The organism is Burkholderia sp. AW33-5 (genome assembly GCF_053427615.1).
This window is the reverse complement of the sequence record NZ_JBSAXA010000032.1, coordinates 18,274-35,056: the sequence shown is the minus strand read 5'-3', so window position 1 is coordinate 35,056 and position 16,783 is coordinate 18,274. Positions and strand designations below refer to the sequence as shown.

The 16,783-nt window shown below is 69.6% G+C and carries 15 protein-coding genes; 9 read left to right on the top strand and 6 right to left on the bottom strand.

Going from position 1 to position 16,783, the window contains the following annotated elements:
* Positions 1-215: 215 nt before the first annotated feature.
* Complete coding sequence (locus ACV22V_RS30045; RefSeq protein ID WP_059523355.1) at positions 216-1,376, bottom strand: porin; 1,161 nt, start codon at positions 1,374-1,376, stop codon at positions 216-218.
* Positions 1,377-1,794: 418 nt separating this feature from the next.
* Between ACV22V_RS30045 and ACV22V_RS30040 the strand changes: the two genes are divergently transcribed.
* Positions 1,795-2,388 carry a flavin reductase family protein gene (locus ACV22V_RS30040; protein WP_448016351.1) on the top strand — a complete coding sequence of 198 codons (594 nt, stop codon included), beginning with the start codon at positions 1,795-1,797 and terminating at the stop codon, positions 2,386-2,388.
* Between the two features lie 40 nt (positions 2,389-2,428).
* Here the strand turns inward: ACV22V_RS30040 and ACV22V_RS30035 are convergent, their stop codons facing one another.
* Positions 2,429-3,325: a LysR family transcriptional regulator gene (locus ACV22V_RS30035; protein WP_448016350.1), complete on the bottom strand. Its 897-nt coding sequence runs from the start codon at positions 3,323-3,325 to the stop codon at positions 2,429-2,431.
* 97 nt (positions 3,326-3,422) lie between these two features.
* Here ACV22V_RS30035 and ACV22V_RS30030 point away from each other — a divergent pair, with 97 nt between their 5' ends.
* From ACV22V_RS30030 to ACV22V_RS30020, 3 genes are read left to right on the top strand one after another with little or no spacing between them, the layout of a single operon-like run.
* Positions 3,423-4,721 carry a CitMHS family transporter gene (locus tag ACV22V_RS30030; protein WP_059523350.1) on the top strand — a complete coding sequence of 433 codons (1,299 nt, stop codon included), beginning with the start codon at positions 3,423-3,425 and terminating at the stop codon, positions 4,719-4,721.
* A gap of 38 nt (positions 4,722-4,759) precedes the next feature.
* Positions 4,760-6,121 carry an acyclic terpene utilization AtuA family protein gene (locus ACV22V_RS30025; protein ID WP_448016348.1) on the top strand — a complete coding sequence of 454 codons (1,362 nt, stop codon included), beginning with the start codon at positions 4,760-4,762 and terminating at the stop codon, positions 6,119-6,121.
* Positions 6,121-6,432, top strand: coding sequence for an AtuA-related protein (locus ACV22V_RS30020; RefSeq protein WP_059691236.1), 312 nt, complete (start codon positions 6,121-6,123; stop codon positions 6,430-6,432). Before ACV22V_RS30025 ends, ACV22V_RS30020 begins: the two co-directional genes overlap by 1 nt.
* Before the next feature lie 127 nt (positions 6,433-6,559).
* On the opposite strand, the gene ACV22V_RS30015 is transcribed toward ACV22V_RS30020, so the two are convergent.
* The 3 genes from ACV22V_RS30015 to ACV22V_RS30005 form a co-directional block, all read right to left on the bottom strand.
* Positions 6,560-7,489, bottom strand: coding sequence for a phosphatidate cytidylyltransferase (locus ACV22V_RS30015; protein WP_059691205.1), 930 nt, complete (start codon positions 7,487-7,489; stop codon positions 6,560-6,562).
* A 36-nt stretch (positions 7,490-7,525) separates the two neighbouring features.
* Positions 7,526-8,158 (bottom strand): lysophospholipid acyltransferase family protein, encoded by a 633-nt coding sequence (locus ACV22V_RS30010; RefSeq protein WP_448016345.1) that lies wholly within the window; start codon positions 8,156-8,158, stop codon positions 7,526-7,528.
* Positions 8,159-8,389: 231 nt separating this feature from the next.
* A complete protein-coding gene (locus ACV22V_RS30005) occupies positions 8,390-8,527 on the bottom strand; it encodes a hypothetical protein (protein ID WP_448016344.1) in 138 nt (45 codons plus the stop codon).
* 83 nt (positions 8,528-8,610) lie between these two features.
* Between ACV22V_RS30005 and ACV22V_RS30000 the strand changes: the two genes are divergently transcribed.
* The 4 genes from ACV22V_RS30000 to ACV22V_RS29985 all read left to right on the top strand — a co-directional run bounded on the left by ACV22V_RS30000 (position 8,611) and on the right by ACV22V_RS29985 (position 12,912).
* Entirely contained in the window at positions 8,611-9,216 is a 606-nt protein-coding gene (locus ACV22V_RS30000; RefSeq protein WP_059691206.1) for a CDP-alcohol phosphatidyltransferase family protein, read from the top strand.
* A gap of 68 nt (positions 9,217-9,284) precedes the next feature.
* Entirely contained in the window at positions 9,285-11,054 is a 1,770-nt protein-coding gene (locus ACV22V_RS29995; protein WP_448016343.1) for a bifunctional alpha/beta hydrolase/class I SAM-dependent methyltransferase, read from the top strand.
* The gene (locus tag ACV22V_RS29990) at positions 11,051-12,460 is read left to right on the top strand and encodes a phosphatase PAP2/dual specificity phosphatase family protein (RefSeq protein ID WP_448016342.1); all 1,410 of its coding nucleotides are present in this window, start codon (positions 11,051-11,053) and stop codon (positions 12,458-12,460) included. Before ACV22V_RS29995 ends, ACV22V_RS29990 begins: the two co-directional genes overlap by 4 nt.
* Complete coding sequence (locus ACV22V_RS29985; RefSeq protein WP_448016340.1) at positions 12,460-12,912, top strand: hypothetical protein; 453 nt, start codon at positions 12,460-12,462, stop codon at positions 12,910-12,912. The genes ACV22V_RS29990 and ACV22V_RS29985 overlap by 1 nt, the downstream gene beginning before the upstream one ends.
* Positions 12,913-12,960: 48 nt before the next feature.
* Here the strand turns inward: ACV22V_RS29985 and ACV22V_RS29980 are convergent, their stop codons facing one another.
* Positions 12,961-13,983 (bottom strand): sensor domain-containing diguanylate cyclase, encoded by a 1,023-nt coding sequence (locus ACV22V_RS29980; protein WP_059700613.1) that lies wholly within the window; start codon positions 13,981-13,983, stop codon positions 12,961-12,963.
* Positions 13,984-14,487: 504 nt separating this feature from the next.
* Here ACV22V_RS29980 and bcsB point away from each other — a divergent pair.
* The gene (gene bcsB, locus ACV22V_RS29975; RefSeq protein ID WP_448016338.1) at positions 14,488-16,782 is read left to right on the top strand and encodes a cellulose biosynthesis cyclic di-GMP-binding regulatory protein BcsB; all 2,295 of its coding nucleotides are present in this window, start codon (positions 14,488-14,490) and stop codon (positions 16,780-16,782) included.
* Position 16,783 lies beyond the last annotated feature (1 nt).

Below are 16,783 nucleotides of genomic sequence, written 5' to 3'. Positions count from 1 at the left end.
GGTACGGTCGCAATACTGACGTAGCGCGTCAGATGCGCCGCGAAGGCGGCCGCGATTGGCACGGCGAAGCGGAATGACGCGCGGCGCATCCGGCGGTGCGCGGGCCGTGGAAACGACGACGGCGGCCGCAGCCGCCGTGTCGATGAATCCCCGATTCCCGAATCCGGTACCGAGCGTCCGGCCGCGCCATGCCGCGCGCGGCCGGCCGTCGTCGATCAGAAGCGGTGACGCAGGCCGAGGTTGACCATCGTCTGCGAGCTCGTGCCGGCATAGCCGTACGAACCGATCGACGCCTGCGCGGCCATCGACCCGCCGTTGCCGTCGCCCGTCCGGCCGCTCGCGTGCTGATACGCGGCGGTCAGGTACACGTCGGTGCGCTTCGACAGGTTGTAGTCCGCGCCGGCCGACACCTGGTGATAGGTCGCCGACGTATCGCCGCCCGAGCGCGTATAGCTGTAGCCGACGCCGACGAGCAGCGCATTGGTCGCCTGGTAGTTCACGAAGCCCTGACCGGTGTTGTAGTGCTCGTTCGAGTTGAACACCGAGCTTGCGTCGCGGCGGTACTGCGCGTTGCTGTAGCCGAGGCCGAACGTGAACGGGCCGGCGACGTACTGGCCCGCGATGCGGGCGATGCCGATCGAGTGCGCGCTCGCATAGCCGGTGTTGATCGGGCCGTCGAAGGTGCCGTCCGACGAGCTGGTCCAGCCGTTGCGCAGCCCGTTCGACGCGGGGCTGTTGGTCGCGTGGAAATAGCCGCCCGCGACGCTGAACGGCCCGTTGTTGTACGACACGGCGGCCGAATACGACTGCGCGGCGCCGGTGCTGCCGGCGATGCCGCCGAACGAGTACATCGCCGAGAACTGCAGGCCCGAATACACGGCCGACGTGTACTTCACCGCGTTGTCGACGCGGAAGCTGTTGTCGTAGTTGTCGACGTCGCCCGGCGTCGCGAACACGCTGCCGAGATAGTTGTCGGCGGTGATGCCCTGCACGAGGTCGACGAGCGGATCGTACTGGCGGCCGAACGTGAGCGTGCCGTAGCGGTCGCTCGTCAGGCCGACGAACGCCTGCCGGCCGAACAGGCGGCCACCCTGGCCCTGCCGGCCGCTGCTCGGGTCGAAGCCGTTCTCGAGCTGGAACAGCGCCTTCAGCCCGCCGCCGAGATCCTCGGTGCCCTTCACGCCCCAGCGGCTGCCGGCGAGATTGCCCGCGCTGCTGTTGCCGAGCATCCAGGCATTGTCCTTGCCCTGCGCGTGATTCACGTACGTGATCGACGTGTCGATCACGCCATACAGCGTGACGCTCGACTGCGCATGCGCGGCGGGCATTGCCGCGAACGATGCGAGCGAAATCAGCGAGAGGGTCGTGCGTTTCATTTCATCTCCTGGCGATTGACTTGCTTTCTTGAAGCGGATTGGCAGGAGACTACCGAGCCGCCGACGAACGGCAAAAACGAAATTCTCCGATGTGACCTAAAGCAGACAGGTGCATGCTGCGGCAAGGTCCATTGAGAGATTCGCATTATTGAGAATCGTGCATCAATCGATTTGAATTTCAGGATGGAGCAATCGGCGTATTGCCGGATTCGTGATAATTCCGCACGATTTCCAGGCGAATTTCGATGGCGACGCATTCGTCGTCGATTCATCAATTGATTATTTAATGAATTGAAGCGCGCGATGCGGGCACGGTGTGTTATCGGACGCTCGCGTTCGCCGTCTGCGGCGATTGGCTCAGGGTGCGAGAATGCGGCCTTCGGCCGGCACGCGCCGTGCCGCTCATCAGGGAACCCGCATGGACAGTCACATCGCTCCGGTGGAGCTGAAGAAAGCCTACCGTCTTCTCAACCACGGCCCGACCGTGCTCGTGTCGGCCCGTCACGACGGCGTCGACAACGTGATGGCCGCCGCGTGGGCCTGCGCGCTCGACTTCCTGCCGCCGAAGCTGACGGTCGTGCTCGACAAGTCGGCCAAGACGCGCGAGCTCGTCGAGCGCAGCGGCACCTTCGTCATCCAGGTGCCGACCGCCGCGCAGTTGCAGCTCACGCATGCGGTCGGCAGCCACAGTCTCGCGGAGCGGCCGGACAAGCTGCGCGAGGCGGGCGTCGCGCTGTTCGACGTCGAAGGCCACGACCTGCCGTTCGTCGCCGGCTGTTCGGGCTGGCTCGCATGCAGGCTGATTCCCGAGCCGCACAACCAGCAGACCTACGACCTGTTCATCGGCGAGGTGGTCGGCGCGTGGTCCGACACGCGCGTGTTCCGCGACGGCCACTGGTATTTCGAATCGGCCGATCCGGCGCTGCGCAGCCTGCACTACATCGCGGGCGGCAACTTCTATGCGATCGGCGAATCACTGCACGTCGATCCGGGCCAGCCGGACCCGCAATAAGCGTTCGGCCGGCGGCCGGCCGTCGTCGAGGGCGCGCGGCTCACGCGCGCTTTTTCAATTCCGCCAGCATCGCGTCGGCGAACGCCTGCGCAACGCGCGACAGCGTGCGCCCGCGCTTCGCGACGAGCGCGATCGGCCGCACGAACGCGGGGTCGTCGATCGGCTTCGCGACGAGGTCGGGTTCGGCGCGCACCTCGCGCGCGGTCGCCGGCAGGATCGTCACGCCGAGGCCGCCGCGCACCATCGCGACGGCCGTCATCATGTAGGTCGGTTCGCACGCGATGTCGGGCGTGCAGCCGGCTGCCTCCAGCGCGGCATCGACGACGCTGCGCACGCTCGTGCCCTGCGCGGTCAGCACGAGCGGCACGGCGGCGACATCCGCGGTGCGCACACGCCGCTTGCGCGCGAGCGGATGATCCTTCGGGCACACGGCGACGAGCCGGTCGGCGCCCGCGTACAGCACGTCCAGCGACGCGTCGAACGCATCGCCGCCGGTCAGCCCGAGATCGGCTTCCCCGTTGCGCACCAGCGCGGTGACGAGGCTCGCGACGCCGTCGCGAATGTCGAAGGCCGCGCGCGGCACGTCGCGCCGGAACGACTGAATCAGCTCCGGCAGCATGCTCGACGCAAACGTCGGCAGGCACGCGAGCCGCACCGTGCCGCTCGCGCCTTCGCCGAGCGCACGCGCATCGCGCAGCACGCGCTCCATGTCGTCGAGCGAGCGCTGCAGCAGCGGCAGCAGTTCGCGCCCGGTCTGCGTGAGCGCGACGCTGCGGCTGTTGCGGTCGAACAGCCGCGCGCCGACGATTTCCTCGAGCCGCCGGATCTGCACGGTCAGCGCCGGCTGCGACAGATGCAGCCGCGCGGCGGCGCGCGTGAAGTTGCCGGCGTGCGCGACGGTGACGAACGCGCGAATGTCGCGAAGGTTCAGATCCATAACGGTTCGTGATTGCTGCGATCAGATCATTTCAATTGTGCTATCGCTGCGCCGACCTTACGCTCGTCTCCAACAAAAGACAAGGTAGGAGACACCGATGCTGCCGTTACTCGGGCTGGGCACGATCGTCGTGCTGCTGGCCGCGATTCTGTCCAGACGCATGTCGCCGCTCGTGGCGCTGATCATCGTGCCGATCGCGGCGTCGCTCATCGGCGGCTTCGGGCTGCATACCAGCAAATTCGTGATCGACGGGCTGAAGGGCCTCGCGCCCGTGGTCGGGATGTTCGTGTTCGCGATCCTCTATTTCGGGACGATCACCGATGCCGGCATGCTCGACCCGATCATCGACCGCATCCTGCGCGCGGTCGGCACGCGGCCCACGCGGATCGTGATGGGCACGACGCTGCTCGCGCTGCTGATCCATCTCGACGGCTCGGGCGCGGTCTGCTTTCTCGTGACGATTCCCGCGGTGCTGCCGCTGTACGACCGCCTGAAGATGGACCGGCGCGTGCTGGCCGCCGCCGTGTCGATGGCGGCGGGGATCAATTTCCTGCCGTGGACGGGGCCGATGATCCGCGCGTCGGCGTCGCTGCACCTGCCGGTGTCGGCGCTGTTCAATCCGCTGATTCCGGTGCAGGCGATCGGGCTGGTGTTCGTGTTCGGCGTCGCGTACTGGCTCGGGCGGCGCGAGGAGAAGCGGCTCGGCCTGTCGCGCGACGATGCGTCGATTCCGCTGCCGACACGCGAGCTGACGCCCGACGAGCAGGCGCTGCGCCGGCCGCATCTGTTCTGGTTCAACCTGGTGCTGACGCTCGTCGTGCTCGGCACGATGGTCGTGATGGGCGAGAAGATCCCGCCGGCGATCATGTTCATGGTGGGCCTGTGCGTCGCGCTGATGGTGAACTACCCGGACGTGGACATGCAGAGAAAGCGCATCGACGCGCATGCGCGCGCGGCGCTGATGATGGCCGGCATCCTGCTCGCGGCCGGCGTGTTCACCGGCATCATGCAGGGCAGCGGGATGCTGAAGGCGATGGCGCAGGCGGCGGTCGGCTTCGTGCCGCCGTCGATGGCCGGCCACATCCCGGTCGCGCTCGGCCTCGCGTCGATGCCGCTCAGCATGCTGTTCGATCCCGATTCGTTCTACTTCGGCGTGCTGCCGGTGATCGCGGAAGTGGCCGGCCAGCTCGGCGTGCCGGCCGTGCACGTGGGGCAGGCCGCGCTGCTCGGCCAGATGACGACCGGGTTTCCGGTCAGCCCCCTGACGCCCGCGACGTTCCTCGTCGTCGGCCTGTGCGGGATCGAGCTGGCCGAGCACCAGAAATTCACGTTCCCGCTGCTGTTCGGCGCCTCGATCGTGATGACGATCGCGTGCGTCGTGCTGGGCGTTTTCTGATTTTTCCCGGCGCGCGAGCGCCGGACCACGGTATCGACATGACAGCAAAGCCATCACACGAACGGCGCGTACGCATCGGCGCGGGCGCCGGCTATTCGGGCGACCGGATCGAACCCGCGATCGAACTGGCCGAGCACGGGCAGCTCGACTATTTCGTCTTCGAATGCCTGGCCGAGCGCACGATCGCGATCGCGCAGCAGGCGCGGCGCAAGGATCCGTCGCTCGGCTACGATCCGCTGCTCGACGCGCGCATGCATGCCGTGCTGCCGGTGGCCGCGGCCAGGGGCGTGCGGATCGTGTCGAACATGGGCGCGGCGAACCCGCGCGCGGCCGCGCGGCGCACCGCGCGGATCGCGCAGTCGCTCGGCCTCGCGGGGCTGAAGGTCGCGGCGGTCGAAGGCGACGACGTGCTCGACGTCGTGCTGCGCGGCGCGTTCCGTTTCGAGGAGTCGGGCGACGAGGTCGCCGCGTATCGCGATCGCATCGTGTCCGCGAACGCGTATCTCGGCGCCGCGCCGATCGTCGACGCGCTCGCGGCCGGCGCGGACGTCGTGCTGACCGGGCGCGTCGCCGATCCGTCGCTGTTCGCCGCGCCGCTGATCCACGCGTTCGGCTGGCGAATGGACGACTGGGACACGCTCGGGGCCGCGACGGTCGTCGGCCATCTGCTTGAATGCGCGGGGCAGGTGACGGGCGGCTATTTCGCCGACCCCGGCTACAAGGACGTGCCGAATCTCGCGCGGCTCGGATTCCCGATCGGCGAGGTCGCGGCCGACGGCTCGGTCGTGATCACCAAGGTGCCGCACGCGGGTGGCCGCGTGAGCGTGGCGACCTGCAAGGAACAGCTGCTGTACGAGATTCACGATCCGGCGCGCTACCTGCAGCCCGACGTCGTCGCGGATTTCACGCGCGTGGCCGTCGCGGAGGAGGCGCCGGACCGCGTGCGCGTGACGGGCGGGCGCGGCAGCGCGCGCACCGACACGCTGAAGGTGTCGGTCGCGTACGTCGACGGCCATATCGGCGAAGGGCAGATCTCGTACGGTGGGCCGGGCGCGCTGGCGCGCGCGCGGCTCGCGCTCGACATCGTCCGCGAGCGGCTCGCGCTGACCGGCGTGGCCGCGACCGAACTGCGCTTCGACCTGATCGGCGTGGATTCGCTGTACGGCGACGCGACGCCTGCCGTGCGCGGCGAGCCGGCCGAAGTCCGCGTGCGGGTGGCCGGCCGTGCGGCGAGCGCCGCCGAGGCCGCGCGGATCGGCAACGAAGTCGAGACGCTTTATACGAACGGCCCGGCCGGCGGCGGTGGCGCGTTCAAGTCGACGCGCGAGGTGATCGCGGTGCAGTCGGTGCTGCTGCCGCGCACGGACGTAACGCCGTCGTTTTCATTCGTGGAGGCATGATGCAACTGCGTGAACTGGCGCATGCGCGCACCGGCGACAAGGGCAATACGCTGAACGTGTCGGTCATCTGCCGCGATCCGCGTCACTACGAACACCTGCGCGCGCATCTCGATGCGCCGGCGGTGAAGGCATGGCTCGCAGGCATCGTGCACGGCGATGTGGTGCGCTACGAACTGCCGGCGCTTTCTGCGTTCAACTTCGTGCTGCGCGATGCGCTCGGCGGGGGCGTCACGCGCTCGCTCGCGCTCGACGCGCACGGCAAGTCGGTCAGCTCGGCGTTGCTGGCGATCGACTTGCCCGACCCGGCGTGACGATTCGCGGGTTCGGCGAATCGACAACCTGGATCTGTCGAGCCGCCGTCGTCGACGGCGCTGTGCGTGAGATCGAGCGTGCGGTAATCGGGACCGGACGGCGTCGCGCTGTCCCGCCGTCCCGGTATCACACGTACACGTAGCGCACGAGGTGAAAGAACACCGGCGCCGCGAAGCAGATCGAGTCGACGCGATCGAGCATCCCGCCGTGGCCCGCGATCATCGAGCCCCAGTCCTTGGTGCCGAGCGAGCGCTTCACGGCCGACAGCACCAGGCCGCCGACGAAGCCCGCGATCACGATCGCGAGCGAGATCCCGAACGCCGCGCCGAAGCTGAACGGCGTCACGCGATACAGCGATGCGCCGCACAGCGTCGCGAGCAGACCGCCGCCGACGAAGCCCTCGACCGTCTTCGACGGCGACAGGCGCGGCGCGATCTTGCGGCGCCCGCACAGCTTGCCGACCACGTACTGCAGCACGTCGCTGATCTGCACGACGAACAGGAAGAAGAACAGCAGCAGCGCGTTCTGCCCGGCGTAGCGCGGGATGTCGAGGATCAGCACGGCCGGCGCATGGCTCAACCCGTACACGCAGACCATCAGCGCCCAGTTGATCTTCGCGTTGCGGCTCAGGAATTCGCGCGTGTCCTGCGTGAGCGCCGACACCAGCGACATCGCGAAGAACAGGTGCACCGGCACGAAGATCGAATACATCCCGTACCAGTTGATCCCGAGCAGCAGGTACTGCACCGGAATCGCGACGAAGAACGCGATGAAGAGCGTCGTGTGGTCGCTTGGGGTCGTCGGCGTGAGCGTGATGAATTCGCGCAGCGTCAGGTACGACAGCAGCGCGAACACCAGATACGTGACGTTGTTGCCGAGGCCGATCGCGATGACCATGATCGCGATCATCGCCCACCACGCGCGGATGCGCTGGTTCAGGTTGACGATGGTCGCGCTGGTGCCGCCGCTGCGCGCGCCGAGGATCGCGCCGATCACGGTCGCGAGCACCAGCACGCCGGTGACGCCGGCGACCAGTTCCCAGAAGAGAGTTCGCATGGAGAAGTCCGGAAAAGGAAGAGGAGGGCGCCGCGTTCAGCCGGCCGGCCGCTGCGGCGGCGCGAGCGCGACGATCGCGTCGCGCATGCGGGCGAGGAAGGTCGGTTTGTCTTCGCCGGCACCGAGCGCATCGTTCGCGCCGAAGTGCACCTTGCAGATCAGCGGCACGGGCCAGATCGCGCCCTTCGGCATGATGCGCTGCAGGTTCTCGAGATAGACTGGCGCGAGCGCGACCTCCGGAAACTCGGTCGCGAGGTGGAACAGGCCGCTCCTGAACGGCTGCGGCAAGACTTCGGCGCCGCGCGTGCCTTCCGGAAAGATGATGATCGAGTGGCCTTGCCGCAGTGCATCGCGCACCGGGTCCAACGGGTCGCCGCCGCTTTCGCGGTGGCGGTCGATCAGCACGACGTTCAGCAGCTTCTGCGCGATGTGACGCTTCACGTTGCTGCTGTCCCAGTAGTCGCGCGCGGCGACGGGCCGCACGACCGCGCGCACGTCGCGCGGCAGCGCGGCGAGGATCGCGAGCGTGTCGATGTGGCTCGTATGGTTCGAGAAGTAGATCTTCTGCGTCGGGGAAGGCGGCGCCTGATGCCAGACCGGATACGCACCGGCGACGAGCCGCACGATCGACAGCAGGAAATCGCGCTGCCAGATGTTCAGGATGTTCATCGGCGCGGCGCCTCCTGCATGCATGCCCGCGCGGCCGCGCATGGGCGGCGGGCGGAATCCCGGAATGCCGGCGCGGCAGGATGCGCGCCGGACGGCCATTGTTCAAGTTTTTTCAAATTCGTGGCTGCCTGTCGCAGGGCCGCGATAATCGGACGATGCGCCGGCGGGTGTTGCGTCGCGGCGAATTCGCCGTTCGACGGCGTGATAATCGGCTGTTGCACGAGCGCCCGGTCACAGTTCGAATGAATTGCTGCGCTCGTGGGCCAGCGGATTATCGCGAGTTTCCGTCGAAAACACCAGATTGCCCGGCGCGGCCGGTGCGGCGCGCGGCTTGACGCGTCGGGGCCGCTCGGCGACGATGACGACCACCTGTCGAAAGCCGACGCCGACGGGCGTGCTGCCCGGGGCAGGGCAGCGGCAAACGTGTCCGAACGTGAAGAATCAATAAAACGATGAGCCTCTACGCACTCAAACCGAAATTCCAGAATCGTCTGCGTCCGTTCGCGGATTCGCTTGCCGAACGCGGCGTCACCGCCAACCAGGTCACGCTGTTCGCGGCCGGCGGTTCGATCGTCGTCGGCGCGCTCGCGGGGCTTGGCGTGTTCGCCCGCGTGCTGTTCCTGCTGATTCCGATCTGGCTGTTCGTGCGGATGGCGCTCAACGCGATCGACGGCATGCTCGCCCGCGAGCACGGGCAGAAGAGCACGCTCGGCGCGTACCTGAACGAGCTTGGCGACGTCGTGTCCGACGTCGCGCTCGTGCTGCCGTTCCTCGCGATTTCGGCGTTCGCCGCGGCGGACGTCTGGCTGTTCGCGCTGACGGCGGTCATCGTCGAATGCGCGGGGCTGATCGGCCCGCTCGCCGGCGCGACGCGCCGCTACGACGGCCCGTTCGGCAAGAGCGACCGCGCGCTCGCGCTCGGTGCGTTCGCGCTGTGGATCGGCTTCGGTCTGCCGGTCGGCAGCGTCGCCGCATGGCTGTGGCGCGTGCTGATCGTGCTGTCGATCGTGACGGTGGTGCGGCGCGTGCAGGCCGGGATCGCCGAAGCGGGCGGCTGACGGCGGTAGTGGGACCGGCGCCGGAGGGCGGTGCCGCATGATTCGAATAACGAAACGAGAGAGATCGCATGAACGCACGCACGGCCCGCGAGGCCGACTTCATCACGCACGACGGCGAAACGCTGTTCTATCGCCACTGGCCCGCGACGGGCCCGCGCTGCCGCGGCGCGATCGTGCTGCTGCATCGCGGCCACGAACATTCGGCGCGTGTCGCGCACCTCGTCGACGAGCTCGACCTGCCGGACTTCGCGTTCTTCGCATGGGATGCGCGCGGCCACGGCCGCTCACCCGGCGCGCGCGGCTACAGCCCGAGCGCGGCCGCGTCGGTGCGCGACTTGCAGACCTTCGTCGAGCATATCCGCGACATGCACGGCATCGCGATCGAGGACATGGCCGTGGTCGGCCAGAGCGTTGGCGCGGTGCTCGCCGCCACCTGGGTACACGACTACGCGCCGTCGATCCGCTGCCTCGTGGTCGCGTCGCCGGCGTTCCACATCAAGCTTTACGTACCGTTCGCACGGCCGGGGCTGCGGCTGATGCACAAGCTGCGCGGGCTGTTCTACGTGAACAGCTACGTGAAACCGAAATTCCTCACGCACGATCCCGAACGGATCGCCAGCTATGCGGCCGATCCGCTGATCACGCGGCCGATCGCCGTGAACATGCTGCTCGACCTGCACGACACCGCGAAGCGGATCGTCGCCGATGCGGCCGCGATCACCGTGCCGACGCAGCTGCTGATCTCGGGCGCCGACTGGGTCGTGCATCGCGGCCCGCAGGACCGCTTCTTCGAGCGGCTCGGCGCCGCGCGCAAGGAGCGCATCGTGCTGCCCGGCTTCTATCACGACACGCTCGGCGAGCGCGACCGCGCGCAGGCGCTCGCACCGCTGCGCGCGTTCGTGCTGCGCGAGTTCGATACGCCGAGCCCGCGCGTGTCGCTGGCCGACGCCGACCGGCGCGGCGCATTCCACGACGAATACGCGGCGCTCGGCCGCCCGCCCGCGAACCCGTTCGCACGGGCGTACTGGGCGATCACGCGGGCGGGTCTGAAGGCCGGCGGCGCGCTGTCGGACGGCATCGCGCTCGGGCTGCGGCTCGGCTTCGATTCGGGTTCGACGCTCGACTATGTGTACCGCAACCGCGCGCAGGGCCGGCTCGGCGTCGGCGCGCTGATCGACCGCACCTATCTCGATTCGCCGGGTTGGGTCGGCATCCGTCAGCGCAAGGTGCATCTGCAGGAACTGATCGGTGCGGCGATCGGCCGGCTGCGCGGCCACGGCGAACCGGTGCGGATCGTCGACATCGCGGCCGGGCACGGCCGCTACGTGCTCGACGCGATTGCAACGGCCGCCGAACGCGACGGCGCGGCGCCCGACGACATCACGCTGCGCGACTACAGTCCGCCGAACGTCGAGGCCGGGCGCGTGCTGATCGCGCAGCGCGGTCTCGAGCCGATCGCGCGCTTCGAGCGCGGCGACGCGTTCGACGAGGCGTCGCTCGCGACGCTCGAGCCGCGTCCGACGCTGGCGATCGTGTCGGGGCTGTATGAACTGTTCGGCGAGAACGCGCTGATCGAACGCTCGCTGCGCGGGCTCGCGCAGGCGGTGCCGCCGGGCGGCTATCTCGTCTATACCGGGCAACCGTGGCATCCGCAGCTCGAATTCATCGCACGCGCGCTGAACAATCATCGCGGCGACGCGACCTGGGTGATGCGCCGCCGCTCGCAGGCCGAGATGGACGAGCTCGTCGCGCGCGCGGGCTTTCGCAAGCTCGACCAGCGCATCGACGAGATGGGCATCTTCACGGTCAGCCTCGCGCAGCGGGTCGACGCGTCATGAGCGCGCTCGGCGGCGGCGCGGGCGCGGGAGACGGTCTCGCCGAGTCGGCGGCCGGCGCGCACGACGCGTCGTTCGCGCTGCGCGTCGGCTGGCTCGCGGCGATGGGCGCGGTGTTCTTTTCCTCGTACGGCTTCGCGAACTGGCTCGCCGCGCGCCGGGCCGTGGTGCCGACCTTCGCGTTCGGCTGGGAACATGCGATTCCGTTCGTGCCATGGACCATCGTGCCGTACTGGTCGATCGACCTGCTGTACGCGCTGTCGTTCTTCTTCTGGACCCGCCGCGACGATCTGCTCGATCACGTGAGGCGGCTGTTGACCGTGCAACTGGTGTCGGTCGCGTGCTTCGTCGCGTGGCCGCTGCGCTTCGGCTTCGAGCGGCCCGACGCGGGCGGCGTGGCCGGCGCGCTGTTCACGCTGCTGATGGGGTTCGACAAGCCGTTCAACCAGGCGCCGTCGCTGCACATCGGCCTGCTCGTCGTGCTGTGGGCCGTCTATGCGAAGCAGTTGCGCGGCACGGTCGCTCGGCTCGTGCTGCATCCATGGTTCGCAGCGATCGGCGTATCGGTGTTGACGACCTACCAGCATCACGCGATCGACGTGCCGACCGGTGCGGCCGTCGGCTGCCTGGCGCTGTTCCTGTTTCCATTGCGTGACGCCGCGGGGCGACTGCCGGGCGCGACCGGCTCGCCGTCCGCCGGCGGCCGCGTGCTCGCCCGCCGCTATGCGCTCGGCGCGGCGCTGGTCGCGCTGGTGGCGCTTGGCTGCGTGTCGCGCGCACCGGGCTGGGCGTTGGCGGCCGGGTGGGCCGCGTTGGCGCTGGCGTGCGTCGCGTGGATCTACCGGCGCGGCGCGCCCGGTGCGTTCCAGAAGGACGACGCGGGCCGTTTCCCGGTGTTCATCCGCTGGCTGCTCGCACCGACGATCGCCGGCGCGTTCGTCAACTCGCGGGTGTGGACGTTCCGGCATCCGGCGCCGGCGCGGATCGACGAGCGCGTGTCGATCGGCCGCACACCGACCACGCGCGAGCTGCGACGCCACGGCTTCACCGCGCTCGTCGACCTGACGGCCGAGATGCCGCGCTGGGCCGCGGCCGACGCGTCGCTCGCGTATGCGTCGGTGCCGCAGCTCGACCTCGTCGCGCCCACCGCGGCGCAGCTCGCGGCGGCCGTTGCGGCGCTCGAACGCCTGCACGCCGACGGGCGCGACGTGCTGATCTGCTGTGCGCTCGGCTACGGGCGCAGCGTGCTGTGCGCGGCTGCCTGGCTCGCCGCGCGGCGGGGGCTCGGCGACGCGCGCGACGCGCTTGCCGCGGTACGGGCGATGCGGCCGCGCGCGGTATGGTCGGACGACGGCGCGGCCGTGCTGCAGGACTGGATCGACCGTCGCCGCGTGACGGGAGCGGCGTGATGCGCGACCCGTCCGCACCGTTCCGGATCGCCGCCGCGCGCGGGGCGCTCGACGCCGGCGCGTGGGCGATCGCGGCCGCGCTGGCTGCGGCCGGCGCGGGCTGGTGGATCGCGGCGGGCTGGCCGCCGGCGACGATCGCGCGTGTGTTGCTGGCCGTGATCAGCACCGGGTCGGGGATTGCCGCGCTGTGGTACGCGGTGCGCATCGAGATCGACCGGCGGCTGTTCGCCGCGCTCGCGCGCGCGGCATCGGGCGAGGCGTCGGCCGACGACGGGCTGGCCGCACTCGATCGCGCGCTTGCCGACCTCGGCTGGATCGACGCAGGCAAGGCCGGACGCGCGCTCGACGCGCGTGTGCGCGGTGCGGTCGGGTTGTGCCGTGCCGGTATGCTGGTCGCGATCGTGCAGTGGATCGTGGTCGGTTTTGCAATCGCGGTGGCGCGGATCGGCTAACCATCCGTAACCGGCCCGGACGGCCGGGGCCCTGGCCGGTCAAGCGGGTTACGCGTGCGCCGCCCGCTGCGTCCGCGTGCGCTTCACCGCGTACATCGCCTGGTCCGCACGTTCGATCAGCGCGTTCATGTCGGTGCCGTCGTCAGGCAGCATCGCGACGCCGACACTGACGCCGAGCCGCAGCGGATGTCCTTCGAATTCGAACGGCTCGCCGACCTGCCGGGCGAGCCGTGCGCGTTGCGCATCGACGTCGTCGCGGCTGCCGATGTTCGGCAGGATCACTGCGAACTCGTCGCCGCCCACGCGCGCGACCGTATCCGAGCGCCGCACGGCGCGCTGCATCCGCGCGGCGATCTCGCGCAGCGCGGCGTCGCCCGCGCGGTGGCCGTAGCCGTCGTTGATCGGCTTGAGCCCGTCCATGTCGATGTTGAGGATGCCGAGCCGGCCGTTCGCGCGCAGCGCCGTATGCATCGACTGGCGCAGGCGGTCGTAGAACAGCGCGCGGTTCGGCAGGCCGGTGAGCGCGTCGTGCGTCGCGCGCAGGTACAACTCGTTGGCCTCGTTGCGCGCCGCGTGGAACATCGCGGCGGCGATCAGGTCGGCCGTGAGCCGCAGCGTCCCGGCATCGGCGGCTGAAAAACCGTCGATGTCCGGCGACATCACCTTCAGCACGCCGACCGTCGTGTCCGCGTGGGTGAGCGGCATCACCAGCATCGAGCGCAGCCCGACCCGGCGGCACGCATCTCGGTCGACGCGCGGGTCGGATTCCGAATCCTTGCAGTGCAGCAGCTCGCCGCGCGTCACGCACAGGCCGGACAGGCTGCCCGAGCGGCGCAGCCGCAGCCCGAGCATCCCGGCGGCGGAGCCCGACGCGGCGCGGTACACCATGTCGTCGCCTTCTGCGAATTCGACCGCCGCGCCGCTCGCGCCCGTGAGCTGCGGCACCTGCTCGGTCACGTAAGCCATCACGCTGCCGAGGTCGAGGCCGAGTTTCGCGATCTCGGTCTGCGCGGCGATGATGCGCAGCAGCGTGTCGGAGGACGGGGTAGCGGTGTCGACGATTTGATCCAAGTCAGTTTTTCATGAAGAAAGCCAAGCACGCGGCCCGGGCTTGCGGTAGCATACGCGCCGCTCACGCGGCAGCGCGTTCCGGGCGGCCCGCAACGGGCCGCCGCCGGCATCCGGCCGGTTTCCCGGGGCGCCGGACCGCCGGTTCGGCAGCGCCGGCAGTATGCCGGGCGGTCCGGCCGGCAGCAACGGTGTAACTCTTGCCATTCCATCGCGACGCGCAGCATTTCCGACCGGATTGAGTTGTTTTTCGCTTCGTCAGCACGAATCAGGGCGAGTTTTGTCTTGATTTTGAGATAGTGTGACGAATGTGCGAGCGCCGGTGCCCGGTGCGCGCTGTCCGACGAATCGGCAGCAAAATGATTCGCCGCGTCGTTTCGATAAATGCATTCAGGCCAGACTTTGAGGGGAAGCAGTGGGGATGTGCACTCACGGGCATAGCTGCTTTGCGCGCGTCGGTTGTGGCGCGCTTGATGACCGGACGATCTTGACGAAGCGGGGCCGCGCATGAAGCCGGCCGCGTCGCTGTTCGTCCTGTCGCTCGCCACGTTCGGCGCGTTCCACGCGGCCGCGTTGTCGGCCGCGCCGATGCCGGCCGCGGCCGCTTCGGCGTCCGCCGGCAGCCCGGCCGTGACGGCGTCCGCCAGCGGCGCGGCCGTGCCGAGCGCCGCCGGCCAGCCCGCGACGACCGTGCACCTGCCGTTCGCGTCGCTCGGCGCGTTCGATCCGGTCCACCTGCGCGGCGCCGACGACGCGCGCACGATCAATGCGGGCGTGCGGCTCGACCGCGTGGTCACCGGCGCGCGGCTGCGCCTGACCTACGCGTATTCGCCGGCGCTGGTCTTCCCGATGTCGCACCTGAAGGTCTCGATGAACGGCGAGGTGGTCGCGACCGTCCCGTTCGACGCGACGCGCGCGGGCCGCACGGTCACGCAGGACATCCCGATCGATCCGCGCTACTTCTCCGATTTCAACCAGATCGGCCTGCGCCTGATCGCGCATTACACGCTCGACCACTGCGAGGACCCGTCGAGCTCGGCGCTGTGGGCCGACGTGAGCCCGACGAGCGAACTGATCCTCGACGAGTCGCCGGTGCGCCTGCCGAACGATCTCGCGCTGCTGCCCGCGCCGTTCTTCGACCGGCGCGACAACGGGCTCCTGCGGCTGCCGTTCGTGCTGCCGGCGTCGCCCGACTCGGCGACGCTGCGCAGCGCCGGCGTGCTCGCGTCGTGGTTCGGCGCGCTGGCCGACTACCGGCAGGCGCGCTTCCCGGTGGCGGCGACGCTCCCGGCCGACGACCAGGCGGTGGTGGTCGGCACGGCCGCGACCTTGCCGGCCGGCCTCGCGCTGCCGTCGGTCAATGGCCCGCTGCTCGCCGTCGCCGACAACCCGGCCGCGCCGGGCCGCAAGCTGCTGGTCGTGACGGGCCGCACGGCTGCCGAGGTCGACGACGCGGTCGCGGCGCTCGTGCTCGGCCGCGCGGCGCTGTCGGGCCCGGCCGCGACGGTCGCGCACGTGGATCTCGGCGCGCCGCGCAAGCCGTACGACGCACCGCGCTGGCTGCCGGTGAACCGGCCGATCACGTTCCGCGAATTGGTGTCGGATCCGCGCGAACTCGAAGTGCGCGGCACGTCGCCCGACGCGATCCGGCTGAACCTGCGCGTGCCGGCCGATCTGCATTCGTGGAACGGCTCGGGCGTGCCGATCACGCTGCGCTATCGCTACACCGCGCCGACCGTGCAGGACAACTCGACGCTCGCCGTCGAGATCAACGAACAGCTCGTGAAGTCGTACCGGCTCGGGCCGACCCATGCGGAAGACGCGCGCGGGCGCATGCAGCTGCCGCTGCTGTCGGTGCCGGAAGGGCGCGTGACGAGCGATGTCGACATTCCGGCGTTCCGCGTCGGCAGCGGCAACCAGCTGCAGTTCCGCTTCACGCTCGATTCGCAGAAGACGGGGCTCTGCTCGAGCACCGCGACCGAGCCGCAGCGCGCGGCGATCGATCCGGATTCGACGATCGACTTCTCGCACTTCGTCCATTACGCGCAATTGCCGAACCTCGCGTTCTTCGCGAACAGCGGTTTCCCGTTCACGCGCTTCGCCGACCTGTCGCAGACGGCGGTCGTGATGCCGGACCGGCCGTCGCCGCAGGAGCTGGAAGCCTACCTGACGATGCTCGGCCACATGGGGCAGTGGACCGGCTTCCCGGCGCTGCGCGTGCAGGTCGCGCGGCCCGGCGACGTCGCCGGGCTCGCGGGCCGCAAGGACCTGCTCGTGATCGACGGCTCGCCCGCGTCGCCGCTGCTGTCGCACTGGCGCGCGGCGTTGCCGCTGTCGATCGACCAGCAGGCCGGCACGGGCGCGACGCGTGTCGCGTTCTCGGTGAAGGAGCGTTGGCGCAACGGCGTCGGCATGGCCGACGGCGGCGCGCATATCGAACAGACGGGCTCGCTCGCGGCGCTGGCCGGGTTCGAGCTGCCGGGCAGCCATGGCCGCAGCGTCGTGGCGCTGACGGCGACCGACCAGGCGCGTCTGGCCGATCTGCTCGACGTGTTCGAGAAGCCGGGCCTCGTGTCGCAGCTGCAGGGCGACCTCGCGCTGGTGCGGCCGGGGCAGGTCGACAGCCTGCGCGTCGGCGAGCCGTACGTGGTCGGCTTCGTGCCGTGGTACGCGCGCGTCTGGACGCAAGCGGCGCGGCACCCGGTGGTGCTCGGCGTGGTCGGCGTCGTCGCGGGGCTGCTGCTCGCGCTCGGCGTGTTCAGCGTGCTGCAGAGAATCGCCGCGCGCCGACGGGGGATGTAAC

Bases quoted from the DNA above. Each gene is read 5' to 3' on its own strand.
- ACV22V_RS30045 (WP_059523355.1), bottom strand. From the start codon at position 1,376: ATGAAACGCACGACCCTCTCGCTGATTTCGCTCGCATCGTTCGCGGCA.
- ACV22V_RS30040 (WP_448016351.1), top strand. From the start codon at position 1,795: ATGGACAGTCACATCGCTCCGGTGGAGCTGAAGAAAGCCTACCGTCTT.
- ACV22V_RS30035 (WP_448016350.1), bottom strand. From the start codon at position 3,325: ATGGATCTGAACCTTCGCGACATTCGCGCGTTCGTCACCGTCGCGCAC.
- ACV22V_RS30030 (WP_059523350.1), top strand. From the start codon at position 3,423: ATGCTGCCGTTACTCGGGCTGGGCACGATCGTCGTGCTGCTGGCCGCG.
- ACV22V_RS30025 (WP_448016348.1), top strand. From the start codon at position 4,760: ATGACAGCAAAGCCATCACACGAACGGCGCGTACGCATCGGCGCGGGC.
- ACV22V_RS30020 (WP_059691236.1), top strand. From the start codon at position 6,121: ATGCAACTGCGTGAACTGGCGCATGCGCGCACCGGCGACAAGGGCAAT.
- ACV22V_RS30015 (WP_059691205.1), bottom strand. From the start codon at position 7,489: ATGCGAACTCTCTTCTGGGAACTGGTCGCCGGCGTCACCGGCGTGCTG.
- ACV22V_RS30010 (WP_448016345.1), bottom strand. From the start codon at position 8,158: ATGAACATCCTGAACATCTGGCAGCGCGATTTCCTGCTGTCGATCGTG.
- ACV22V_RS30000 (WP_059691206.1), top strand. From the start codon at position 8,611: ATGAGCCTCTACGCACTCAAACCGAAATTCCAGAATCGTCTGCGTCCG.
- ACV22V_RS29995 (WP_448016343.1), top strand. From the start codon at position 9,285: ATGAACGCACGCACGGCCCGCGAGGCCGACTTCATCACGCACGACGGC.
- ACV22V_RS29990 (WP_448016342.1), top strand. From the start codon at position 11,051: ATGAGCGCGCTCGGCGGCGGCGCGGGCGCGGGAGACGGTCTCGCCGAG.
- ACV22V_RS29985 (WP_448016340.1), top strand. From the start codon at position 12,460: ATGCGCGACCCGTCCGCACCGTTCCGGATCGCCGCCGCGCGCGGGGCG.
- bcsB (WP_448016338.1), top strand. From the start codon at position 14,488: ATGAAGCCGGCCGCGTCGCTGTTCGTCCTGTCGCTCGCCACGTTCGGC.